General features: G+C 71.4%; 21 protein-coding genes. 8 read left to right on the forward strand and 13 right to left on the reverse strand.

The genetic code is table 11. The features are described 5' to 3' along the window. From ACFY0F_RS18405 to ACFY0F_RS18415, 3 genes are all read left to right on the forward strand, one after another. Positions 1-843 carry a siderophore-interacting protein gene (locus ACFY0F_RS18405; RefSeq protein WP_388794715.1) on the forward strand — a complete coding sequence of 281 codons (843 nt, stop codon included), beginning with the start codon at positions 1-3 and terminating at the stop codon, positions 841-843. Between the two features lie 195 nt (positions 844-1038). Then, positions 1039-2565, forward strand: a complete 1527-nt coding sequence (locus ACFY0F_RS18410) for an amino acid permease (protein WP_388794718.1) — start codon at positions 1039-1041, stop codon at positions 2563-2565. A 63-nt stretch (positions 2566-2628) separates the two neighbouring features. After that, a complete protein-coding gene (locus tag ACFY0F_RS18415) occupies positions 2629-3636 on the forward strand; it encodes a pseudouridine synthase (RefSeq protein WP_388794721.1) in 1008 nt (335 codons plus the stop codon). On the opposite strand, the gene ACFY0F_RS18420 is transcribed toward ACFY0F_RS18415, so the two are convergent. From ACFY0F_RS18420 to ACFY0F_RS18445, 6 genes are all read right to left on the reverse strand, one after another. Further along, on the reverse strand, positions 3611-5098 hold the full coding sequence (locus tag ACFY0F_RS18420; RefSeq protein WP_388794724.1) for a cytochrome P450: 1488 nt from the start codon (positions 5096-5098) through the stop codon (positions 3611-3613). The two genes, ACFY0F_RS18415 and ACFY0F_RS18420, sit on opposite strands and share 26 nt — an antisense overlap. Before the next feature lie 42 nt (positions 5099-5140). Beyond that, positions 5141-5761, reverse strand: coding sequence for an ATP/GTP-binding protein (locus ACFY0F_RS18425; protein ID WP_388794727.1), 621 nt, complete (start codon positions 5759-5761; stop codon positions 5141-5143). Then, positions 5742-6155 (reverse strand): DUF742 domain-containing protein, encoded by a 414-nt coding sequence (locus ACFY0F_RS18430; RefSeq protein WP_388794730.1) that lies wholly within the window; start codon positions 6153-6155, stop codon positions 5742-5744. Before ACFY0F_RS18430 ends, ACFY0F_RS18425 begins: the two co-directional genes overlap by 20 nt. After that, positions 6152-6559: a roadblock/LC7 domain-containing protein gene (locus ACFY0F_RS18435; protein ID WP_388794733.1), complete on the reverse strand. Its 408-nt coding sequence runs from the start codon at positions 6557-6559 to the stop codon at positions 6152-6154. The genes ACFY0F_RS18430 and ACFY0F_RS18435 overlap by 4 nt, the downstream gene beginning before the upstream one ends. Next, complete coding sequence (locus ACFY0F_RS18440) at positions 6556-8178, reverse strand: sensor histidine kinase (protein ID WP_388794736.1); 1623 nt, start codon at positions 8176-8178, stop codon at positions 6556-6558. The genes ACFY0F_RS18435 and ACFY0F_RS18440 overlap by 4 nt, the downstream gene beginning before the upstream one ends. A gap of 347 nt (positions 8179-8525) precedes the next feature. Next, positions 8526-9152, reverse strand: coding sequence for a TetR/AcrR family transcriptional regulator (locus ACFY0F_RS18445; protein ID WP_388794738.1), 627 nt, complete (start codon positions 9150-9152; stop codon positions 8526-8528). A 171-nt stretch (positions 9153-9323) separates the two neighbouring features. On the opposite strand from ACFY0F_RS18445, the gene ACFY0F_RS18450 reads away from it, so the two are divergent. Genes ACFY0F_RS18450 through atzF form a run of 4 tightly spaced genes read left to right on the forward strand, consistent with a single transcriptional unit; the run spans position 9324 to position 15962 of the window. Continuing rightward, the gene (locus ACFY0F_RS18450) at positions 9324-10148 is read left to right on the forward strand and encodes an urea amidolyase associated protein UAAP1 (protein ID WP_388794741.1); all 825 of its coding nucleotides are present in this window, start codon (positions 9324-9326) and stop codon (positions 10146-10148) included. Next, positions 10145-10756: an urea amidolyase associated protein UAAP2 gene (locus tag ACFY0F_RS18455; protein WP_388794744.1), complete on the forward strand. Its 612-nt coding sequence runs from the start codon at positions 10145-10147 to the stop codon at positions 10754-10756. The genes ACFY0F_RS18450 and ACFY0F_RS18455 overlap by 4 nt, the downstream gene beginning before the upstream one ends. Further along, positions 10753-14262 (forward strand): 5-oxoprolinase/urea amidolyase family protein, encoded by a 3510-nt coding sequence (locus ACFY0F_RS18460; protein WP_388794747.1) that lies wholly within the window; start codon positions 10753-10755, stop codon positions 14260-14262. Before ACFY0F_RS18455 ends, ACFY0F_RS18460 begins: the two co-directional genes overlap by 4 nt. Positions 14263-14276: 14 nt before the next feature. Beyond that, the gene (atzF, locus tag ACFY0F_RS18465; protein WP_388794750.1) at positions 14277-15962 is read left to right on the forward strand and encodes an allophanate hydrolase; all 1686 of its coding nucleotides are present in this window, start codon (positions 14277-14279) and stop codon (positions 15960-15962) included. Positions 15963-16029: 67 nt separating this feature from the next. On the opposite strand, the gene ACFY0F_RS18470 is transcribed toward atzF, so the two are convergent. The 4 genes from ACFY0F_RS18470 to ACFY0F_RS18485 all read right to left on the reverse strand — a co-directional run bounded on the left by ACFY0F_RS18470 (position 16030) and on the right by ACFY0F_RS18485 (position 20706). Further along, complete coding sequence (locus tag ACFY0F_RS18470) at positions 16030-18882, reverse strand: DEAD/DEAH box helicase (RefSeq protein ID WP_388794753.1); 2853 nt, start codon at positions 18880-18882, stop codon at positions 16030-16032. Positions 18883-18979: 97 nt separating this feature from the next. Next, positions 18980-19921 (reverse strand): twin-arginine translocase subunit TatC, encoded by a 942-nt coding sequence (gene tatC / locus ACFY0F_RS18475; RefSeq protein ID WP_388794756.1) that lies wholly within the window; start codon positions 19919-19921, stop codon positions 18980-18982. 48 nt (positions 19922-19969) lie between these two features. After that, complete coding sequence (gene tatA / locus ACFY0F_RS18480; RefSeq protein ID WP_388794759.1) at positions 19970-20254, reverse strand: Sec-independent protein translocase subunit TatA; 285 nt, start codon at positions 20252-20254, stop codon at positions 19970-19972. Between the two features lie 257 nt (positions 20255-20511). Continuing rightward, positions 20512-20706, reverse strand: a complete 195-nt coding sequence (locus tag ACFY0F_RS18485) for a hypothetical protein (RefSeq protein WP_388794762.1) — start codon at positions 20704-20706, stop codon at positions 20512-20514. A gap of 237 nt (positions 20707-20943) precedes the next feature. Here ACFY0F_RS18485 and ACFY0F_RS18490 point away from each other — a divergent pair, with 237 nt between their 5' ends. Continuing rightward, positions 20944-21276, forward strand: coding sequence for a hypothetical protein (locus tag ACFY0F_RS18490; RefSeq protein ID WP_388794765.1), 333 nt, complete (start codon positions 20944-20946; stop codon positions 21274-21276). Between the two features lie 68 nt (positions 21277-21344). On the opposite strand, the gene ACFY0F_RS18495 is transcribed toward ACFY0F_RS18490, so the two are convergent. The 3 genes from ACFY0F_RS18495 to ACFY0F_RS18505 are packed head-to-tail and all read right to left on the reverse strand — an operon-like array spanning position 21345 to position 23697. After that, complete coding sequence (locus tag ACFY0F_RS18495; RefSeq protein ID WP_388794768.1) at positions 21345-21605, reverse strand: hypothetical protein; 261 nt, start codon at positions 21603-21605, stop codon at positions 21345-21347. A gap of 29 nt (positions 21606-21634) precedes the next feature. After that, on the reverse strand, positions 21635-22681 hold the full coding sequence (locus ACFY0F_RS18500) for a helix-turn-helix transcriptional regulator (protein WP_388794771.1): 1047 nt from the start codon (positions 22679-22681) through the stop codon (positions 21635-21637). A 14-nt stretch (positions 22682-22695) separates the two neighbouring features. Beyond that, positions 22696-23697, reverse strand: coding sequence for a helix-turn-helix transcriptional regulator (locus ACFY0F_RS18505; RefSeq protein ID WP_388794774.1), 1002 nt, complete (start codon positions 23695-23697; stop codon positions 22696-22698). Between the last annotated feature and the right edge of the window lie 63 nt (positions 23698-23760).

Genomic DNA, 23760 nt, shown 5'->3' on the forward strand with positions numbered 1-23760 from the left:
ATGGCAGAACGTCCGGGACGCAAGCCGCGGAAACCCTATGCCGCCCAGGTCGTGCGCACGGAGCGGCTGACCCCGCACATGCAGCGGGTGGTGCTCGGCGGCGCCGGGCTGGCGGACTTCGCCGCGGACACCTGCACCGACCACTATGTGAAGCTCCTCTTCCCGGCCGAGGGCGCGACCTATCCCGAGCCCTTCGACGTGGAGCGGATCCGTGCGGAGTTCCCGCGCGAGCAGTGGCCGGTGACCCGGACGTACACGGTGCGCGCCTGGAACCCCGAGAACCGCGAACTGACCCTGGACTTCGTGATTCACGGCGCCGAGGGGCTGGCCGGGCCGTGGGCGGCGCGCGTCCAGCCGGGTGAGACCGTGCACTTCATGGGCCCCGGCGGGGCGTATGCACCGGACGTGAGCGCCGACTGGCATCTGCTCGCCGGCGACGAGAGCGCCCTGCCCGCGATCGCCCGCTCCCTGGAGGCGCTGCCCGAGGGCACGAGGGCGCACGCCTTCGTCGAGGTCACCGGCCCCGAGGAGGAGCAGAAGATCGACTCCGAGGTGCCGGTCGTCTGGCTGCACCGCGGTGACCGGCCGGTCGGCGAGGCACTGGTCGAGGCGGTACGGGCGCTGGAGTTCCCCGAGGGGCGCGTGCACGCCTTCGTGCACGGCGAGGCAGGCTTCGTGAAGGAGCTGCGCCGGCTGCTGCGCGTCGAGCTCGCCATACCGCGCGAGGACCTGTCGATCTCCGGTTACTGGCGGCTCGGCCACAACGAGGACGGCTGGCAGGCCTCCAAGCGGGAGTGGAACGCGCGGGTCGAGGCGGAGCAGGAGGGCGGCGCGGCGGCCTGACGCCCGCGACGGCACGGCAGCGGCGGCGCCCAGGAGGGCGCCGCCGCTGCCATGTCCGGGGAGCCACGTGGCGGCGTGAGGACTTGGGCCCGCACCGGACACGCCGGCGTGACGCGGTGGAAACAGCCCCTGCCTAATTTCTGTCGCCCGACAGGAACTCGATTCCTCCCTCGTGCGCCCAAGGCAGGTGCCGCCGTGACGACAACCGACGACCGCTCCCTCCACGACCGTTCCCTCCAGGAGTTCGGCTACCGCCAGGAACTGCACCGCAGCCTCGGCCGGTACGCCTCGTTCGCCGCCGGGTTCTCCTTCATCTCCGTCCTGACGACCGTCTTCCAGTTCTTCGCCTTCGGATACTCCTTCGGTGGGCCGGTCTTCTTCTGGGCCTGGCCGGCCGTGCTGCTCGGCCAGCTCGCGGTCGCCGCGTGCTTCGCGGAGCTGGCCGCCCGCTACCCGATCTCCGGCGCGATCTACCAGTGGTCCTCACGGCTGTCGACCCCCGCCTTCGGCTGGTTCGCCGGCTGGATCATGGTGATCGGGCAGATCGTGGTGGTCGCGGCGGCGGCACTGGCACTGCAGATGGTGCTGCCGGCGCTCTGGTCCGGCTTCCAGCTGATCGGCCACGATCCCTCGCCGGTCTCCGCCGACGGCGCCGCGAACGCCGCGGTGCTCGGCGTGGTCCTGCTGGTGCTGACGACGCTGGTCAACATCGTGGACAACCGCGTGATGTCCGCGATCAACCGCATCGGTGTGACCGCCGAGATCATCGGCGCCGCGCTGATCGTCGTCCTGCTGCTGACCCACGCGAAGCGGTCCCCCGGGATCACCTTCCACACCGGGGCCGCCACACAGAACGGCCTGTTCGGCGCCCTGCTGGTGGGCTCGTTCACGGCCGCCTACGTGATGATCGGTTTCGACAGCGCGGGCGAGATGAGCGAGGAGACGCACCGCCCGCGCCGCACCGCTCCGCGCACCATCCTCACCGCCCTCGGCGCCGCCGGACTGCTCGGCGGACTGGTGGTGCTCGGCGGGCTGCTCGCCGCGCCCAGCCTCACCGACGGGCACCTCGCGGTCGACGGACTGAGCTACGTCCTGACGAGCAGCCTGGGCGACGGGGTCGGCCGGGTGCTGCTGGCCGATGTGGTGGTGGCGATCGCGGTGGCCACGCTGGCGATCCAGACGGCGGCCTGCCGGATGCTGTTCTCCATGGCACGCGACGGGCGCCTGCCCTTCTCGCACCGGCTCGCCAGGGTCAACCCGCGTACCGGCCAGCCCAGCGCGCCGGCCCTGGTCGTCGGCCTGCTCGCGGCGGTCCTGCTGCTGCTGAACTTCACCTCCCCGGATGCGTTCCTGGCCATCGGCACCACCTGCATCGTGATGCTCTACCTCGCCTACGCCATGGTCACCGGCCCGCTGCTGCTGCGCCGCCTGCGCGGCCGGTTCATCGCCGACGGCACCGACGAGGCCGGCGAACCCCTGTTCTCCCTGGGCCGCTGGGGCGTCCCGGTGAACGCGCTCGCCTTGCTGTACGGCCTGTTCATGACGGTCAACCTGGCCTGGCCGCGGGCGGCGGTGTACGACCCCGCGGGTGGGCACTGGTACTTCCAGTGGTTCACGGTCCTGTTCCTCGCCGCGACGCTCGTGGCCGGGGCGGCCTACCGCGCCTACCGCGCGCGTACGGCCCTGGTGGACCCGGAGACGGCGGAGGCGGTGCCCGCATAGCCGTGCCGGCGGGGGCCGGTGCCGGGCAGGCACGGCTCCCCCAGCGCCTACGCTGGTGCCCTGATGAGACGCAAGACCCCGATCCCGCCCGCTCCCCTGCCGCAGCGCCAGGGGGTCGACCCGGTGCGGGTCCGGCTGCCCCTCGACGGGGCGTGGACCACGGTGGGCGAGCACATGGTGGAGCGGCTCAGCGGGGCGGGCCCTGGGGTGGTACGGGGCATGCTGGACGCGGGACTGGTCGTCGGGGCCGACGGGCAGTCGGTGGCCGCGGACGCACCGTACGCACCGGGGATGTTCGTCTGGTTCCACCGGGAACTGCCCGAGGAGGTGCCGGTGCCTTTCCCGCTGGAGGTACTGCACCGCGACGAGCGGATCGTCGTCGTGGACAAGCCGCACTTCCTCGCCACGACACCCCGCGGCAGCCATGTCGCCGAGACCGCACTGGCCCGGTTGCGGTGCGAGCTCGGCCTGCCGACTCTGACGGCGGCGCACCGCCTGGACCGGCTGACGGCCGGACTGGTGCTGTTCACGGTGCGGCCCGAGGACCGCGGCGCCTACCAGTCGCTGTTCCGCGACCGGCTGGTGCACAAGGAGTACGAGGCCGTGGCCCCGTACGTCCCCGGCCTGGACCTGCCCCGCACCGTGCACAGCCGGATCCTCAAGGAGCGGGGGGTACCGGCGGCGCGCGAGGTGCCGGGCGAGCCCAACGCGGTGACCCGGGTGGAACTGGTCGAGCACCGCGAGCGGGACGGGCTGGGCCGGTACCGGCTCCTCCCGGCCACCGGGCAGACCCATCAGCTGCGGGTGCACATGAGCGCCCTTGGTCTGCCCCTTCTCGGGGACCCGCTGTATCCGGAGGTTACCGCCCCCGTGCCGGCCGGTGATTTCCGGCGTCCGCTGCAACTGCTCGCCCGGCGGCTGGAGTTCACCGATCCGGTCACGGGGGTGGAGCACCGCTTCGTCAGCGGTCGGATGCTGCAGGCCTGGTCGTCGCCTGTGGAGTGGGCCGCCGGGTGGGCCGGAACGACGCCCGCTGAGTGCCCGGTCAGTGGCCGCGCCACCAGCGCTTGACGCGCTGCCACACGCCGATCCGCCGGGCGGGTTCGACGGCGGGCGGCGCGGGCTGTGGTGTGGCCGGCGCGCCTTCCGGAGCGGGCACGGGGTGCGGCGTGGGCTCCGCGCGGGTGGTGCCGATCTCCCAGGTGGCGCGCTGCGGCGGGATCGGCGCGGGGCTCGGTTTGAGCGTCACGTCCTGCTGCGGCTTGGGTTCGAAGCGCACCGGCAGTTCCACCAGGTGCCGTGAGGCGATCGACGACCGCCAGCGCAGCTCCTCCTCGGCGCAGTCGAGCTGGACGTCCGGCAACCGGGTGAGCAGCGCGTCCACGCCGACGTCGGCGATGGCACGGCCGATGTCCTGTCCGGGGCACTCGTGCGGGCCGCCGCCGAAGGCGAGGTGGGAGCGGTTGCCCTGCATGTTGGCGGACAGGTCGGGGCGCACCCGTGGGTCGATGTTGCCCGGCGCGGGAGCGAACAGCAGCCCGTCGCCCGCGCGGATGCGTTGGCCGCCGAGCTCCGTGTCCTGCTTGGCGAAGTAGCCGAGGACGGCGCTGAACGGCGGTTCGTCCCACAGGGACTGCTCGACCGCCTCGGGCACCGTCATCTGGCCGCCGTTGAGCTGGGCGCGGAAGCCCGGCTCGGTGAGGACCATGCGCAGCGCGTTGGCGAGGAGGTTGGTGGTGGCCTCGTAGGCCGCGAAGAGCACCAGGCGCAGGTGCTCCCTGACCTCGTCGTCGGTCAGCCTCGCGGGGTGGGCGATGAGATGGCTGGTGAAGTCCTCGTCCGGCCGGGCCCGGCGGCGGCTGGTGAGCCGGCTGAGCGCGTCCATGACGTAGCCGTGGCTGGCGATGGCGGTCTCGGTGCCCTTGAGCGCGTCGCGTGCGGACTGCACCATGCGGTCGTTGTACTCCTCGGGCATGCCGAGGATCTCGCACATCACCGCCATCGGCAGGTGTTCGGCGAACTGGCCGACGAGGTCGGCGTGGCCCTCGCCGCAGAACTCGTTGACCAGCACCTGGGTGTAGCGGCCGATGTGGCGCCGGATGCCGCGGTGGTCGATGGTCGACATGGCGCCCGTGACGGCCGCCCGCAGCCGCTGGTGCTCGTCGCCCTCCGCGTGCGAGCAGATGGGCTGCCAGGCGATGTGCGGCATCAGCGGGTGGTCGGGTTTGACCATGCCTTCGAGCAGCGGGGTCCAGATGCGGCTGTCCCGGGTGAACTGCGAGGGGCTGCGCACCATGTGCAGGTTCTCGGTGTGTCCGAGGACCACCCAGATCGGCACGTCGTCGTGCAGCAGCACCGGCGCGACGGGGCCGTGTTCCGCGCGCAGCTTCTCGTACAGCTCGCCCAGGTCGTCCGCGCCCGAGCCGTACAGGCGGTGCAGTCCCCCGGGCCCGAGCCCGTGCGCGGGGCAGCCGGGGGGCGGGCCGAGCGTGGGATCGTCCGTGCCGGCCGGGGAGTGGGGTTCAGGCGTCACAGTGGTCGCTCCGAGGGATGGATCCGGGGTGGTGGGGTGGGGTCAGGTGAGGGCGCCGGTCATGGCGAGCGAGTGCAGGAAGCGCATGAGGGTCATGAGCGTGTCCCGGCTGGAGGCCCGACGGCGGGCGTCGCACTCCACGATGGGGATCTCCGGGGGGAGGTCCAGCGCGGTGCGCAGTTCGTCCATGGGGTAACGGGGCGCGTCGGGGAAGGAGTTGACGGCGACGACGAAGGGCACACCGCGGTCCTCGAGCCGCCCTATGACGTCGAAGCTGACCTCGAGACGGCGGGTGTCGACGAGGACGACCGCGCCGAGGGCGCCCTCGAAGAGGCCGTTCCACAGGAACCAGAAGCGTTCCTGGCCGGGGGTGCCGAAGAGGTAGAGCACCAGCTTGTCGGTGATGCTGATGCGGCCGAAGTCCATGGCCACGGTGGTGGCCGTCTTGGACTCGGAGCCGTAGTTGTCGTCGATGCCGATACCGGCCTGGGTCATCGTCTCTTCGGTGGTCAGCGGTCTGATCTCGCTGACGGAGCCGACCATGGTGGTCTTGCCGACTCCGAAGCCGCCCACGATCACGATCTTCACGGCGGCCTGGGCCGTGTGCGGCAGATGGTCCTCGGCGCGGGGGCCCGGAATGGTGTCAGAGCTTTTGAAGTCCATGCATCACTGCTTCGAGGAGTGAACGGTCGGGTAGTGCCTGGCGGACGATCGGGGCGCGTGCCTGCACCAGTTCCGCCGTGATCATCTCGGTGATCAGTACGGTCATCGCGCTGAACGGCAGGTTGAGGTAGGCGGAGAGTTCGGCCACGGAGAGGGGGGAGGTGCAGAGCCGGAGGAGTGCCGCCTGTTCCGGCGGGACGGACGGTGGCGGGTCGGCGCGCGCCACGATCAACGTCACCAAATCCATCTCGGCGCGTCCCCCGTCGGCGGCGCCGGTGATGACGTACAACCGCTCGGGGTTCTTCTTGGTCGTGCCCGTCTCCTCGCCCGCCTCGGGTGGTTGCGGCAGCGGTTCCTGTCCCGGGGCTCGCCGTTTGCGTTGCGGAGGAGTCATACGGTCTGCCCGTTCCGCCGGGGCGGACTGGTGAGGTGGGCGCCGATACGGACGACGAGGTCGCGCATCATGCCGCTCATACGGCCGGGCTCGCAGACCACGTCGGCGAGGACCGCCAGATAGGCGTTGGCGCCGGCGGCCATCAGATAGAAGTAACCGCCGTCGATCTCGATGACGACCAGTTTCATGTCACCGTCGCTGCCGGGCAGCTCCTGGGCGACGGCGCCCGCCAGACTCTGCACGCCGGCGCAGGCCGCCGCGACGCGGTCGGCGGCGTCGGGGTCGCCGCCGTGGCGGGCGATGCGCAGTCCGTCGGCGGAGAGCACCACGATCATCTCGATGCCCGGTACGCCGTCGGCGAGCTCCTTGAGCATCCAGTCGAAGTTCGCTCGCTGCTGGATCACTTGAGTTCCCCCTCGTCGCCGGCCTCGGTGCGGTCGGCCGAATCGTTGATCAGGTGCAGGTACGCGGTCGGGTTCCGCGTGAAGTCCGTCGGATGGCCGGGGTTGTCCTTCTTGAGGCCCTCCCAGAAGGCCTCCACCCACAGGCCGGGTTCGCGGTCGTCCTTCTTCTTCTCCGGCTCGGGTTCGGGCTTGGCTTGCGACCAGATGGTGGGCCTGCCCTCGCGTTCGGCCTGCTCGATGGCGGCCTGTTCGGCGAGGCGCCGACTGAGCGGGATCTTCATCCTGCTGCGGCGCTGCGGCAGGCCGCCGGCGGTCCACTCGGTGACCTCGGGGACGTCGTCCTCCATGGAGATCCCGGCGGGGATGCGCGGACTGGTGGGGCGCCGCTTCTTGGGGGCGCGCTTGGGGCCCTCCAGCGCGCCGAGCTCTGCCTTGGGCACGGCGGTGGCGCCGATGCCGTGGGCGAGGCCGGGGGCGGGCTCGGTGGTCATCATGCTGCGGGGCACGATGAGGACGGCGCGGACGCCGCCGTACGCGGAGGACCGCAGCGAGACCTGCATGTTGTACGTCGAGCAGAGCCGGCCGACGACGGCCAGGCCCAGACGTGGGGTGGTGCCGAGGGTCTGCAGGTCGACGCCCGCCTTGGCCGCCTCCAGCATGTTCTCGATACGGGCGCGGGACTCCTCGTTGAGGCTGACCCCGGCGTCCTCGATCTCGATGGCGACGCCGGTCTGCACCTCGGTGGCGGTGACGTGCACCTTGGTCTGCGGCGGTGAGTAGCGGGTGGCGTTGTCGAGGAGTTCGGCCGCGGCGTGGATGACCGGTTCCACACAGGTGCCCTTGATGTTGACGTGGGCGATGGAGGTCAGGTCGATCCGGCGGTACTCGAGGATCCGGGACATGGCGCCGCGCAGCACGCTGTAGAGGGCCACGGGGTTGGGCCACTGACGGCCGGGACGGCCGCCGCCGAGGACGGAGATGGAGTCGGCGAGACGTCCGATCAGCGCGGTGCCGTGGTCGATGCGCAGGAGGTCGTCGAAGACCTCGGGGTTGCGGCCGTGGTCCTCCTCCATCTCGCGCAGTTCGTTGGCCTGCTGGTGGACGATGGCCTGGACGCGGCGGGCGATGTTCACGAACGCCTGCTGCGCGGCGTCGCGCGCCGTCTCCTCCTCGTCCACGACCTTCAGCAGGGTCTTGAGCAGGTCGCGCAGGGCGTCGGGGAGGTGTCGCAGGTCCGGGTCCGCGTCGAGGACCTTGTGCACCACCTCTCTCGGGGGCTCTCCGGCGCGCAGCCGGTACAGCGCGGTCGGCACGATCTCCGTGCGGAAGTGGAGGAGATCGGCTTCGTGGGCGGCCAGTCGCCGTTCCAGATACGCGGTGTGACGGGCGTGTTCCGCCCGCACCTCACGGAGTTTGCGACCGCGGCGCACCGCTTCGGCCGCCGCCGCGATCACCAGCAGTGTGGCGACGGCGCCGCACAGGCCGACCGCGGTCCGGGCCGGCGCCGCGACCACGGCGACGGCGGCACCGGTCGCCGCGGCCATCACTATGACGGGCAGCAACAGGACGCGGGCGTAGGACAGTTCGCGGCCACCGGGAGGCGGTTGAACACTCACCATGGATGCCTTCTGTGACGAATCTGCGGGGTGTCGGGGGAGTCTTGTCTGCGGGGTGTCGGGGGAGTCTTGCCGGGGAAGATTCATGGAGCAGTCTGGATCTTCGTGATATTGGGGAACAAGCGCACGAATTCATCTCAACCCGGTGCGCCGCGGGCGAGCCTAGTCCGACCGGATCATCGCTGTGTCATATTCGGCGAGCGCCTGAAATCGCCCCGGAGGAAGGAGTACGCTCAGCGCTATTTGCACACACGGGAAACATTCGCACACCGAGCGTGACCAGGCACAGGCGTACGAAGATAACTCACCGTAACGAGTGAAGAGCCGCTCGAGCGGTGACAGGTGTCCGCTCAGATGCCGGTGATACGCAGCGCCGCGTCCGCGGTGGCGCGGGCGAACTCCGAGGCGCTGCGGTCCGGTTCGGAGCGGTGCACCAGGATGACTCCCTCGATCAGCCCGAAGACCAGATCGGTCCGCAGTTCCAGCTCACTCTTGGCGAGCACCGCACCGGCGCCCGTGGCGGCGATCAACTGACGGTAGGCGTCCTTGAGTTCGGCCCGTACGGCATGGAAGCCGGCGAACCGCTCGGCGCGGACCTCGGGCAGCAGGTAGAGCCCGCCGAGGTTGTACGGGCCCGCGCACAGCAGTTCCACGTCGGTGCGGCACAGCTCCCACAGCCGGTCCCCGGCCGGACGCGCGTCGTCCGCCAGCAGTTCGCGGGCGCACGCCAGGGAGGGCGCCACGGTGGACTCCAGGAGCTCGGCCAGCAGCTCCTCCTTGCCCGAGACGTAGTGGTACATGGAAGCCTGCCGCATCCCCGCACGCTCGGCCACGGCGCGGGTGGTGGTGGCCGCGTATCCGCGGGTGGTGAACAACTCCGCTGCGGCGAGGAGCAGTTCGGCCCTCGGCTGCAGTCCGCTCTCCGGTCGCTGCGTGGCCCGCGGCCGGCCGACCCGGCGCCCGCTGCTGGTCCCCATGCGTCCGATCCTCGCACACGGCGCCGCCGGGCGATCTCCGTGAGGGCCCGGTAACCCGCCGGCAACGCCGGAGCAATCCCCCTGACCCGCCCCGCCCCTAATTTCTGTCGCGCGACAGAAATACGTACGGACGTGACAGTCACACCGCCAGCCGGAAGCCGGAGGTCCCCGATGCCGACAGCGACCACTCACGGAGCCCGGGCCCATGCACGGGCCCAGGCAGGAACACGCGCCGAGGCCATGCCCGTGGTACCGGCCCAGGAGTGGCCCACGCCGCCGTGCGACGCGGGCCACCTGGTGTGGGCGGAGACCGTCGCGGGCGGCAACTACACGCACCGCGTCCTCGCACGCGGCACCGAGCTGCGGCTGACCGACCTGCACGGCGACGCGTGCGCCCACCTGCTGCTGTACGCCGCCGACCGCCCCTGGGAGCGGCTGAACGTCGCCGACACCGTCAAGGTGCAGTGGAACGCCTACCTCGGCGCGGGGCAACTGCTGCTGTCCGACCAGGGCCGCGTCCTCGCCTCCGTCGTCGCCGACACCTCGCAGCGGCACGACGCGCTGTGCGGCACCTCCACCCTCGTACGCAACACCGACCGGTACGGCGACGGCACCCCGCAGTCCCCCTCGCCCGCCGGCCGTGAGCTGTTCAAGCTGGCCGCGGCCAAGAACGGCCTCGAGCCGCGAGACCTGCCTCCGTCGCTCTCCTTCTTCCAGGGCGTCCGGGTCCGCGGCGACGGCGCGCTGGACTTCACCGGCTCGGCCGGCCCCGGCGCCGCCGTCACCCTGCGCGCCGAACAGGACGTGACCGTGCTCATCGCCAACGTCCCGCACCCGGCCGACCCCCGCCCCGACTACGTCAGCACCCCGCTGGAGGTCCTCGCCTGGCGGGCCGCGCCCACCGCGCCGGGCGACCCGCTGTGGGAGGCCACCCCCGAAGGCCGCCGCGCCTTTCTCAACACCGCCGAATTCCTCACCGCGAGGGGGCTCGTATGAAGACCGTCGTTCCGGCCCGCGCCGCGTGGTCGTCCGTCGTCCGCACCGGCGACACGCTGACCATCACCGACCTGCACGGCAACCAGGCCGTCGACTTCCTGGTGTACGACGCCCACGACACGGCGGTCCGCTACAGCGCCCCCGACACCATCCAGGCCCAGGGCGGCATCTTCCTCACCGCGGGCAGTGTGCTGATGTCCAACGAGCACACCCCGCTGATGACCGTGACCGCCGACGACGTGGGCCGCCACGACACGGTCGGCGGCGCCTGCTCCAAGGAGTCCAACACCCTGCGCTACGGCCACCACACCTGGTCGCAGCACGCGTGCGTGGACAACTTCCTCGCCGAGGGCGCGAAGTACGGCCTCGGCAAACGCGACCTCGTCTCCAACGTCAACTGGTACATGAACGTGCCCGTGGAGCAGGACGGCACCCTCGGCATCGTCGACGGCATCTCGGCCCCCGGCCTCTCACTGACCCTGCGCGCCGAACGGGACGTCCTGGTCCTCGTCTCCAACTGCCCGCAGATCAACAACCCCTGCAACGGTTTCGAGCCGACGGCGGTGGAGATGACGATCGAGGCTGCGGCCGGAGGGGACGGCGCATGAGCTTCGACACCCTGCTGGTCGCCAACCGCGGCGAGATAGCCGTCCGGATCATCCGCACGGCCCGGGAACTGGGACTGCGGACCGTGGCCGTGTACTCCGACCCGGACCGGTCGGCTCCGCATGTCCGGCTGGCCGACGCATCGGTACGGCTCGGGCCCGCGCCCGCCAAGGAGTCGTACCTCGACGCCGACCTGGTCCTGAAGGCCGCCAAGGACACCGGGGCGGGCGCGATCCACCCCGGCTACGGCTTCCTTTCCGAGGACGCGGCCTTCGCCCGGCGCTGCGAGGACGCCGGGATCGTCTTCGTGGGCCCCACACCGGAGCAGCTGGAGCTGTTCGGTGCCAAGCACACCGCACGCGCGGCGGCCGCGGCGGCAGGGGTTCCGCTGGCGCCGGGCACCGGACTGCTGACCTCGGTGACCGAGGCCCTCGAGGCGGCCGGGCGGATCGGCTACCCGGTGATGCTGAAGGCGACCGGCGGAGGCGGCGGCATCGGCATGTCGGCCTGCCGCTCCGCCGACGAACTGACCGAGGCCTGGGAGCGGGTGCAGCGCGTCGCGGCGGCCTCCTTCGCCACCGCCGGCGTCTTCCTGGAACGTCTGATCGAGCACGCCCGCCACGTCGAGGTGCAGGTCTTCGGCGACGGCGCGGGCCGGGTGGTGACCTTCGGCGACCGCGACTGCTCCCTGCAGCGCCGCAACCAGAAGGTGGTCGAGGAGGCCCCTGCGCCGGGCCTGCCCGACCACGTCCGCGCCCGGCTCGCGGACTCCGCCCGCCGGTTGTGCGCCTCCGTCGGCTACCGCTCCGCCGGCACCGTCGAGTTCGTGTACGACGCCGCCCGCGAGGAGGTCTACTTCCTGGAGGTCAACACGCGCCTGCAGGTCGAGCACCCGGTCACCGAGGAGGTCTACGGCGTCGACCTGGTCGCCTGGATGCTGCGCCTGGCGCGCGACGAGCCGGACGTCGTCCACGACCCGGGACCACCCCGCGGACACGCCGTCGAGGCCCGCCTGTACGCCGAGGACCCCTCCCGGGACCACCGGCCCAGTGCCGGACTGCTCACACGGGTGGAGTTCCCGGGCGGGGTGCGCGTCGACGGCTGGGTGGAGACGGGCACCGAGGTGACCACGTCGTACGACCCGATGCTCGCGAAGGTGATCGCCCACGGCCCCGACCGGGCACACGCCCTGCGGCGGCTGGAGGAGGCCCTGTCCCGCACCCGTGTGGACGGCATCGAGACGAACCTGGGCCTGCTCCGGGAGGTGCTCGCGCACCCCGGCTTCCGTGCGGCGGACCACTCGACGGCGACCCTGGCGGCCGTGACCGACCCGACGCCCCGGATCGAGGTGGTCTCCGGCGGCACGCTGACCACCGTGCAGGACTGGCCGGGCCGCACCGGGTACTGGCAGGTCGGGGTGCCGCCGTCCGGCCCGATGGACGACCTGTCCTTCCGACTCGGCAACCGGGCGCTCGGCAACCCGGAAGGCGCTCCCGGCCTCGAATGCACCCTGCGGGGCCCGTCACTGCGGTTCAGCCACGCCACGACCGTGTGCGTGACCGGCGCACCGGCCACGGCCACCGTCGACGGCAGGCCCGTCCCCCAGTGGGAGCCGGTCACGGTCCCCGCGGGGGCCGTCCTGGACGTCGGCGCCCCGGACGCCCGCGGCCTGCGGACGTACGTGCTGTTCGCGGGCGGCGGCCTGGACGTGCCGGCGTTCCTCGGCAGCGCGAGCACCTTCACCCTGGGCCGGTTCGGCGGGCACGGCGGCCGGGCGCTGCGCACCGGTGACGTGCTGCACGGCGGCGCCGTCACCGAGGGCACCCCGGTGGCCGACCGGCCCGGCTTCACCACCGAGTGGCACATCGGCGCCGTGGAAGGCCCGCACGCGGCACCGGAGTTCTTCACCGAGGACGACATCCGCGACTTCTACGCCGCCGACTGGAAGGTCCACTTCAACTCGGCCCGCACCGGCGTCCGCCTGGTCGGCCCCAAGCCGCGCTGGGCACGCTCGGACGGCGGCGAGGCCGGACTGCATCCGTCCAACATCCACGACACCCCGTACTCCGTCGGCGCCGTCGACTACACCGGGGACATGCCGGTGCTGCTCGGCCCGGACGGTCCCTCGCTCGGCGGGTTCGTGTGCCCGGCGACGGTGCTGAGCTCCGAGCGGTGGAAGCTGGGCCAGCTGCGCCCGGGCGACACGGTCCGCTTCCGGCCCGTGGACGTGGACGGCGCACCGCGCGCCGGGATCGTCGACGGCGGTGTGCTCGCACGGGACGGTGATGTGACGTTCCGCCGCAGCGGGGACGACAACCTGCTGGTCGAGTTCGGCCCGATGCAGCTCGACCTGGCCCTGCGGATGCGGGTCCACGCCCTGATGGAGACGGTGGCCGAGGCGGGCCTCGCGGGCGTCACCGACCTCACCCCCGGCATCCGCTCCCTCCAGATCCGGACGGACCCGGCACGCCTGCCCCAGAGCGATCTCCTCGCGGCGGTACGGCGGATGGTGTCCTTCCTCCCGCCCACGGACGAGCTGACCGTCCCCTCCCGCACCGTCCACCTCCCCCTGTCGTGGGACGACCCGGCCACGCGGGAGGCGATCGCCCGCTACATGGCCGGGGTCCGCGACGACGCACCCTGGTGCCCGTGGAACATCGAGTTCATCCGCCGCGTCAACGGCCTGGACACGGCCGCGGACGTCTACGACACGGTGTTCGCCGCGGAGTATCTGGTACTGGGCCTCGGCGACGTCTACCTGGGCGCCCCGGTGGCCACTCCGCTCGACCCCCGCCACCGCCTGGTGACGACGAAGTACAACCCGGCGCGCACCTGGACGGCGGAGAACTCGGTCGGCATCGGCGGGGCCTATCTCTGCGTCTACGGCATGGAGGGCCCGGGCGGCTACCAGTTCGTGGGCCGGACCACGCAGGTGTGGTCCCCGTGGCAGCAGCGCGGCGCGTTCGAGCCGGGCTCACCCTGGCTGCTGCGCTTCTTCGACCGGATCCGCTGGTACCCGGTCGGTGCGGAGGAACTGCTCGACCTGCGTGCCGACATCGTCTCCGGCCGCTTCGTGCCGCGCATCGAGGAGGGCACCTTCTCGCTGGCCGACCACCAGGCCTTCCTGGCCGAACACGCTGACTCCATAGCGCAGTTCAGACGGCGCCAGCAGTGCGCGTTCGCGGCGGAGCGGGACGCCTGGGAGGCGGCGGGCGAGTTCACGCGGGCCCAGGCCGCGGCGGCACCGCCCGCTCCCCCGGCCGCGGTGAGCGTTCCGCCGGGCGGACACCTCGTGGAGGCCGAGTTCGCGGCGTCCGTGTGGCAGGTGCACGTGTCCCCGGGCGACACGGTGACGGCCGGTCAGCCGCTGCTCGCGCTGGAGGCGATGAAGATGGAGTCCAGGGTGCACGCGCCGATCACCGGCGTGGTCGCGGAGGTCCTGGCCGGGACGGGCGACCAGGTGGAGGCGGGAACGGCACTGGTCGTCCTGGCCCCGGCCGCGAACTGAGGGAGGAACCGGGAATGTCCACCACCGTCTCCCGCGTCCGCGCGGCCTACGCCCGCGTCGACGCCGTCGACCGCCCCGAGATCTGGATCGACCTGCGCCCGCGGGCCGAGGTGGAGGCCGAGGCCCGGGCGATCGACGAGCGCGTCGCCGCCGGAGCCCACCTCCCCTTGGCCGGCCGCCTGTTCGCCGTCAAGGGCAACATCGACGTGGCCGGCCTGCCCACGACGGCGGCCTGCCCGGCGTACGCGTACCAGCCGGCCGCCGACGCGCCCGTCGTCGCCCGGCTGCGTGCCGCGGGCGCCGTGGTCCTCGGCACCACCAACCTCGACCAGTTCGCCACCGGCCTGGTCGGCACCCGCTCACCCCACGGTGCGGTACGGGGCGCCCTCGACCCGGCCCGGATCAGCGGCGGTTCGAGTTCCGGCTCGGCCGTCGCGGTGGCCCTGGGCCTCGTGGACTTCGCGCTGGGCACGGACACGGCGGGCTCGGGCCGGGTTCCCGCGGCGTTCAACGGCATCGTCGGTCTGAAACCCACCCGTGGTCTGGTCCCGACGACGGGCGTGGTCCCGGCGTGCGCCTCGATCGACTGCGTGACGGTGTTCGCCCGCACCCTGCCGGAAGCCGAACAGGCCCTCGCGTTCATGGCCTCCCCGCCCGGCCGCGAGCTGCCGCCCCTCCCCCGGCGGGCCCCCGGCCCCTGGCGGATCGCCGTGCCTGCGCTCGGACAGCTCGGTGAACTGGACGACGGCTGGGCCGAGGCGTACGAGGCGGCGGCCGGGCGGCTCGTGGCCTCGGGGGCGTCGGTGCGCACGCTCGACCTCACCCCGTTCACCGAGGCGGCCGCCATGCTGTACGAGGGCGCGTTCGTCGCCGAGCGGTACACGGCCGTGGGGAGCTTTGTCGACAAGTTGATCCGAGAGGGTGGCGACGGTCTCGACCCCACGGTCGCCGGCATCATCACCGGCGCACGCGACATCCCCGCCCACCGGCTCTTCGCCGACCAGGACCGGCTGGCCGCCCTGCGCGCCCGCGCCCTCGCCGAACTGGCCGACGCCGACGCCCTGCTGCTGCCCACGGCACCCGGCCACCCCACCCTCGCCGAGGTCGCCGCCGACCCGCTCGGCACCAACGCCCGCCTGGGCCGGTTCACCAACTCCACGAACCTCTTCGACCTGGCCGCGGTCGCCGTCCCGGCGGGCGAGGTGAACGGCCTGCCCTTCGGCGTGATGCTGATCGGCCCGGCGTTCACCGACGAACGGCTGGCCCGCATCGCCCGCGCCCTGCAGCCGGAGACAAGCCTCGCGGTGGTCGGCGCCCACCTGACCGGCCAGCCCCTCAACCCCCAACTCCTGGCGTTGGGGGCCCGCCTGGACCGCACGACCACCACCGCCCCGGTCTACCGTCTGCACGCCCTGCACACCGCCCCGCCCAAACCGGGCCTGGTCCACGTGGGCGAGGGCGGCACGGCCATCGAGACGGAGGTCTGGCGCCTCCCGGCAGAGGGCCTGGGCCGCCTGCTGGCCACACTCCCGCGCCCCATGACCCTGGGCTCAGTGGAACTCGCCGACGGCAGCAACGTCCCCGGCTTCCTGTGCGAACCGAGCGCACTGGAGGAGGCCGAGGACATCACGGGGTACGGCGGCTGGCGGTCATATCTGAACCGGGCCGGGAGCAGCCGACCTCAAGGGGCGCGGGACTGAGTCCGACATGCCGCTCCGCCGCGTGGGCGCGACCAGCCACGAAGCACCCGCACCCGCCAACGCAAGGTCACCCCACCGACGAGTAGGCGACAACACCCCTCAGCACCAGATCAACCGCCTTACGCGCAGCCTTCCCCACGGTCGAGCCCTCCGCAGGAGAAGCCGCCGCTATCTGCCCGAGCACATCGATCACCTGCTTGCACCACCGTACGAAGTCACCGGCCGGCATCTCCGCCTCGCGCAGCACCTCGTCGAGGCCCTTGCCGGAGGCCCACATGTACACGGCCCAGGCGAAGCCGAGGTCGGGCTCGCGCTGGCCGACGCCCTCGCTCTGGGTGATCCGGAACTCCTCCTCCAGACCGTCCAGCCGACCCCAGATCCGGACCATCTCGCCCAGCGCGGCCTGGGCCTTGCCGGACGGCAGCTTGGGCGCCATCGCGTCGTCACCGACCCGGGCCTCGTACACCAGCGCCGAGACGCAGGCGGCCAGTTCGGCCGGAGCGAGGCCCTCCCAGACGCCGGCGCGCACGCATTCGCTGGCCAGCAGGTCGAGTTCGCCGTAGAGCCGCGCGAGCCGCTTGCCGTGCTCGGTGACCTCGTCGCCGCGCAGGTAGTCCAGTTCGGTCAGCAGGGCCACGATCCGGTCGAAGGTCCGCGCGATGGTGTTCGTACGGCCCTCGATCCGGCGTTCCAGCTGCGAGGTGTCCTTCAGCAGCCGGTGGTAGCGCTCGGCCCAGCGGGCGTGGTCCTCGCGGTCGTTGCAGCCGTGGCAGGGATGGGCGCGGATCGCGGTGCGCAGTCGGGCGATCTCGCGGTCGTCGGCGGCCTGCGAACGCTTCTTGCGGGCCCGCTCCGGCGGGATGTGCCCGGCCTTGGTGCGCAGCGCGGAGGCGAGGTCCCGGCGGGACTGCGGCGAGCGCGGGTTGAAGGACTTGGGGATCCGCATCCGCTCCAGCGGCTCGACCGGCACCGGGAAGTCAATGGACGCCAGCCGCTTGACCTGCCGCTCGGCGGTCAGCACCAGCGGGCGCGGGCCGTCGTGGTGGTCGAAGCCGCGGTGCCCGTTGGAACGGCCGGCGGGCAGGCCCGGGTCGAGCACCAGCGCCAGGCCCGCGTACTTGCCCGTCGGCACGTGGATCACGTCACCCGGCTTGAGCTTCTCCAGCGCGACGGAGGCCTCCGCGCGCCGCTCGGCGGCGCCCTGCCGGGCCAGTTCGTTCTCGCGGTCCTTGAGTTCGCGGCGCAGCCGCGCGTACTCATCGAAGTCGCCCAGGTGGCAGGTCATGGAGGCCTTGTAGCCCTCCAGCCCCTCCTCGTTGCGCTGGACCTGCCGGGAGATGCCGACGACCGACCTGTCCGCCTGGAACTGCGCGAAGGAGGTCTCCAGGAGCTCACGCGAACGGTGCCGGCCGAACTGCTCGACGAGGTTGACCGCCATGTTGTACGACGGCTTGAAGCTGGAGCGCAGCGGGTACGTGCGTGTGCCCGCGAGGCCCGCGAGGTGCTCGGGACTCATACCGCGCTGCCACAGCACCACCGCGTGGCCCTCGACGTCGATGCCGCGGCGGCCGGCCCGGCCGGTGAGCTGGGTGTACTCGCCCGGGGTGATGTCGGCGTGCTGCTCGCCGTTCCACTTGACGAGCTTTTCCAGCACCACGGAGCGGGCGGGCATGTTGATGCCGAGGGCGAGGGTCTCCGTGGCGAAGACGGCCTTGACCAGGCCGCGGACGAACAGTTCCTCCACGACCTCCTTGAAGGTCGGCAGCATGCCGGCGTGGTGGGCGGCGATGCCGCGCTCCAGGCCCTCGAGCCACTCGTAGTAGCCGAGGACGTGCAGGTCCTCCGTGGGGATCGACGCCGTGCGCTCCTCGACGAGGGCGCGCACCTTTTCCCGCGCCTCGTCGTCGTTGAGGCGCAGGCCCGCGTACAGGCACTGCTGGACGGCGGACTCGCAGGCGGCGCGGCTGAAGATGAAGGTGATCGCGGGCAGCAGGCCCTCGGAGTCGAGTCGCTCGATGACCTCGGGCCGGCTCGGCGTCCACACCCGGGAGCGCTGCCTGCGCTCCCGCTCCCGGTCGGCCTCACGCATGGCACGGCCGCGCCTGCGGTCCTGGTACGACGGGCGGCTGGCCTCCATCCGGGCCAGCCGCGTGAGGTCGGGGTTGACGGCTTTCTTGTGGCCCTCACCCTCCTCGAACAGGTCGTACATCCGCCGCCCGGCGAGCACGTGCTGGAACAGCGGCACGGGCCGGTGCTCGGAGACGATCACCTCGGTGTCGCCGCGGACGGTGTCCAGCCAGTCGCCGAACTCCTCGGCGTTCGACACGGTCGCCGACAGCGACACCAGGGTCACCGACTCGGGCAGGTGGATGATCACCTCCTCCCAGACGGCGCCGCGGAACCGGTCGGAGAGGTAGTGCACCTCGTCCATGACCACGTATCCGAGGCCGAGCAGCGTCTGCGAGCCCGCGTACAGCATGTTGCGCAGCACCTCGGTGGTCATCACGACCACCGGCGCGTCGGAGTTCACGCTGTTGTCGCCGGTGAGCAGGCCGACCTGCTGCGTGCCGTAGCGACGGCACAGGTCGGAGTACTTCTGGTTCGACAGCGCCTTGATGGGGGTCGTGTAGAAGCACTTCTTGCCCTGCTTCAGGGCGAGGTGGACGGCGAACTCGCCCACGATCGTCTTGCCGGAGCCGGTGGGGGCGGCCACCAGCACGCCCTTCCCCGCTTCGAGCGCCTGGCAGGCCTCGATCTGGAAGGGGTCGAGGCCGAATTCGTACAGCTCGCGGAAGGAGGCGAGCGCGGTGGCCTGCTCGGCTGCCCGCCTTCGGGCTGCCGCATACCGCTCGGCCGGGGAGAGGTCCTCTGTCATCGTGCTTTCGAGGTTACCGGGCCCCACTGACAACAGGACGATCATTATCCGGAACGTGTGAAGACGACAACGACAGGTGCCCGCGTCCCTGGGGAATCCCCGGGAACGCGGGCACCTGTCACAGGCCGGTGGAGTCGATCGGTCAGGTCACGTCGTCGTACCCGTTGATCCGGTCGGCGGTCGTCTGCTCGGGCAGCCGGCCGGCGGAGACGGGCTCGATCTCGCCGATGTCCTCCGGGGTCAGGTCCAGCTCGGAGGCCTCGTCGTCGCCCGGTCCCTGGGCCTCGCGTCGAGCCCGGCGCCGGTCGTTGAGCAGCGCGACGGCCACGGCGATGAAGTAGAGCCCCCAGATCGGCGCCGCCAGCGCCAGCATCGTCATCGGGTCGGGGGTGGGTGTGGCCACGGCCGCGAAGACGGTGATGCCGATGACCATGCCGCGCCACCAGCCCAGCATGCGCCGCCCGGACAGCACGCCGGTGAGGTTGAGCATGACCAGCAGCAAGGGCATCTCGAAGGCGAGACCGAAGACGACGATCATGCGGGTGACCAGGTCCAGCAGATCGTCCAGCGGCAACAGGTTCTCGGCGCCGCTGGGTGTGAGGTCGATCATCAGCTTGGCCGTGGTGGGCAGCATGTGGAACGCGAGGTAGCCACCGGCGAGGAAGAGCGGGAAGCCGAAGCCGACGAAGGCGTAGGCGTACTTCTTCTCGTTGCGGTGCAGACCCGGCGCGACGAACGCCCACAGCTGGTAGAGCCAGATCGGCGACGCGAGCACGACACCGGTCATCAGGGCGACCTTCAGGGCCAGAGTGAACGGCGCCAGCAGGCCGCTGACGATGAGGTGCGCGCAGTGGACGTTCTTGGCCTTGGCCAGCTCCCCGAAGGTCTGGTTGCAGCCGATCTCGTCGAGCATCGGCTGGGTGACGAAGTTGGTGATGTCCCGGTAGAAGAAGGCCGCGACGATCGTGACAACGAGGATCGCCAGGACACCCTTGGCAAGCCGGTTGCGCAGCTCGCGCAAGTGGTCCGCGAGCGGCATCCGGCCCTCGGGATCCCTCTCCTTTTTGCGGGCAGACTTGGGCAACCCACATCCTCATCTCGTGCAGCGGACCGGATGTCCCCGGTCCTCGCGTCAGCGCTGGGTCGTGTCCGTCGGCTCGTTGACCGGGCGAGAGCTGGTCACGTCGCCGGGCGCGGCCTGGATCGTGCGCTGAGCGGGAGCGGGCTCCTCCGAGGCGGACTCGGCGGTGCCGGACTGCTTGCCGTCCTCCTTCATCGCCTTCGCCTCGCTCTTCAGAATGCGGGCGGACTTGCCGAGCGAGCGGGCCATGTCCGGCAGCTTCTTGGAGCCGAACACGAGGAGGATGACCACAACGAGGATCAGCAGGTGCCACGGCTCGAGTCCGTTGCGGAACATAAATCTTCACCTTCTCACCGAGGCGGGGCGACGGGCCTGTCCGACCAGTCGGACACATGTCCGAACATCATGCGTGCAGCGATCGTAACGCCCGGGGGTGAACGTGATGCAATCCCCGTGCGTACTCCCGGTCTGCGGTACGCGCCTCGTTCTTCGCACCGCGCCCAGCAGCGTACCTGCCGCAGGGGCCCTGATGACAGGGCGAAGTGACCCAAAACGCTCGTGCCTCGAGAGTCACAGAACCCCCACAGCAGCCCTCACAGCGAGTCGACAGCCCGGGCCGCACTCGCGGACGCCCGCTCCAGGTCCTCGGCCGCCCTGCTGATACGGCGCGCGGAGTCCGTGACCTGCCTACCGAGGCGCTGCGCCTCCAGGTAGACCCGGACGGCCAGCACACCGAGGACGGCAAGTCCCAGGAAACCCACAACCACCGCGAACATCGGCCAGAACATGACGCCGAGCCTAGACGGTCCGGGGGAAGGACGGGGCCCCGGGAGCGGAGGGTGCGTCCATGTGCGACGGCTCCACGCCTGCAAATGATATTGACAAGCGAAGATCACATCCGGGTATTCTCCTGACCGACCTGGGGCCGAGGGATTACAGAGAGCAACCATCCACGCGTTGAGCGGAGACCAGGCGGTCGCTCTTCCCCTCGTCCCCCATCTGTTTCAAATTTCCAAGGGGGAAATATGAATCTCAGGCAGCGTTTCGGCGTCATGGCCGTCGGCTCGGCAGCGCTTCTGGTCATGGGGTCCGCCGCTCCGGCCGGCGCAGCCACCCTTGGCGCCGACGACGTTCACCGCGGCAGCGTGGGTTGCTTCAACTACTCCTGGGGGGACGGGAGCGTCACCTACACGATCTACTACCACAACACCTGTTCCGTGAAATCGGCCATCGCCGGCACCACCAACGCGCTGGTCGACAACAAGTGGTGCGCGAACGTGGATGCGGACGGTAAGGGCCACACCGTGGTGTACGCCAAGCCGATGACCTTCAAGTCCGCCAAGGGTGGCCGTTGCTGAGCATTCCGGCGACGCGATGAAGGCAGCCGGGTCATGGTGACGTGACCCGGCTGTTGTCTCTCGCACCACTAGACGGTGGAGTGCAGTCGCAGCGTCCTGACCCCGCCGCCGGTCAGCAGTTCCACGATGCGCTCCCCGGCCGGCTTGCGGACGGCCACCCCGCACTCGGGGCAGGTGAAGGAGTAGAACGTCGTACGGCTGGTGGCGCCGATCGCCAGCCGCAGGGCACTCGCGGAGAGCTCGAAACGGCCCCGGCAGTCCGGACAGCCCGCCTTGAACACCACGGGTGCCACTCTCCTCATCCCGGCGAACGCCGCCGCGACCGTCATGTCCCTCACCCCGGACCCCGCAGACTCGCTCAAAGCCCCAGCTCCTGCCTGTCGTACCGCCCGTCCTCCACGCCGTGCGCAGCACCGTCACCCGCCGGCGCGTCGTACGCCGCGAGCGCCTCGGTCGCCGCCCGGCGGGCGCTGGCGGCCAGCTCGGGCGGCGAGACGATCCGGCCGTCGGGGCCCAGCCGCAACGCCAGGCGCCTGAGCGAAGCCGGATCGGGGGTGCGCAGCGTAATACGCAGTCCGCCGTCGGGAAGCTCATCCGCGCTGTCATGCGGGTAGTACTCGGCCACCCAGCGTCCGCCGGGGCCGACCTCGACGACGACCTCCGGGTCCTCGGCTGCGGGCTGCACCAGAGCCTGGGAAAGATCCCGCAGCTCGATCTCCGGCGGCACGGACGGCTCGTCGAGGATCTTGATCTCGGCGACCCGGTCCAGCCGGAACGTACGGCGCGCCTCGGAGCGGCGGCACCAGGCCTCGACATAGGTGTGCCCGACACTGACCAGCCGGATGGGGTCGATCTCACGCTCGGTGACCTCGTCCCGGGCCGGCGAGTAGTAGCGGATCCACAACCGGCGGCGCTCGGAGATCGCCCGGTCGACGTCGGCGAAGACACCACCCTCGGACTCGAAGGTCACCGAAAGCCGGGAACTGGCCCCGGCCGCCTCCCCGGCCGCGGTCTCCACCTTGGCCGTCGCCCGCAGCAGCGCCTGCCGGTCCCCCTCCCGCAGACCGGGCAGGGTCGCGACGGCCCGGGCGGCCACCAGCAGCGCGGTCGCCTCGTCGGCGGCGAGCCGCAGCGGCTCGGCGGCCTCCGCGCCGAGCGCGGCCGGGTTGTGCCACCAGATGCGCTCACCGTCGGTGTCGATGTCGAGCAGGTCACCGCCCCGGAAACTGGTGCCGCACATCGGCAGCACGTCCAGGTCGGAGACCAGCTCGTCCTCCGTGATCCCGAACGCGCGCGCCACGTCCGCCACCCGGGCACCGGGGCGCTCCCGCAGATACGTCACCAGGGAGAGCATCCGCCGGGTCTGATCGATGGCGTTCACGGACCTGACCGGTCTGCCTGCCACTGTCCTGCTCCCCCTCAACCCTTGGCCACGGCACGCAGGCGGTCCACCACGTCGGCCCGCAGCTCCGCCGGCTCCACGACCACCACGTCCGGACCGAACTCCACCAGCCACGCGTCCAGGCCGTGCCCGTACGGAATCTCCAACTCGTCCCAGCCGTCACCGGGTTCCCGCACCGACGTGGCTTTCGCCCGAAGGGGGTACCCCGCACCCGAACGCAGCCGGATCACAGCGGTACGGTCGGCGATCTCACCCGCCCAGCTCGCCACGGTCTCACGGACGGTCACCACATCGGGGACCGGCGCGGTGAAGCCGCTGCCACGGGAACGCACCTTCCCCGTGATCCGCGACAGACGGAACACCCGCTCGGCGCCCCGGTCGCGGTCCCAGCCCGCCAGATACCAGTGGCCGCGCCAGCACTCCAGCGCCCACGGCTCCACATGCCGGGGCTCCGGACGGGCCGCGGAAGCCTTGCGGTAGTCGAAGACGACCGGGCGGCGGTCACGGCACGCCAGCATCAACGGCTCGAACGCGGCCTCGTGCACCGGGATACGGGGCTCCAGCGCGCCGTGCGCTTCGTACGGGTCGACGTCCTCGGGCAGGCCGGCCGCACGCAGCTTCTGCAGGGCACCGCTCGCCGCTCCGGCCAGCCGGGCCTGCTGCCACACCTTGGCGGCCAGCCCCAGGGCCGCGGCCTCCTCGGCGTCCAGAGTGATCGGCGGCAGCCGGTTGCTGTCACGGCGGGCCAGATAGCCGACCTCGCCGTCCAGGTTCTCCACGGTCTCGATGACGAGGCCGAGCTCACGCAGATCGTCCTTGTCGCGCTCGAACATCCGGTTGAAGGAGTCGTCGCCGCCCGCCTCGCCTCTACCCGAGCTGGAGGCCTCGCCTCTACCCGGCCTGGAGGCCTCGACGTAAGCCTCGATGGAATCGCGCAGCTCACGCTTGCTGAGCGGCCGCCGTGTCCCCAGCAGACACAACGCCAGGTTCATCAGCCGCTCGGCCTTGGCAATGGCCATCGACGCCCTTCGCCTTCCCTATGGTGCTTCCCGACCGATGACCGTACCGCTCGGCAGCGTCAC

Source organism: Streptomyces sp. NPDC001544 (assembly GCF_042894285.1).
GTDB lineage: Bacteria > Actinomycetota > Actinomycetes > Streptomycetales > Streptomycetaceae > Streptomyces.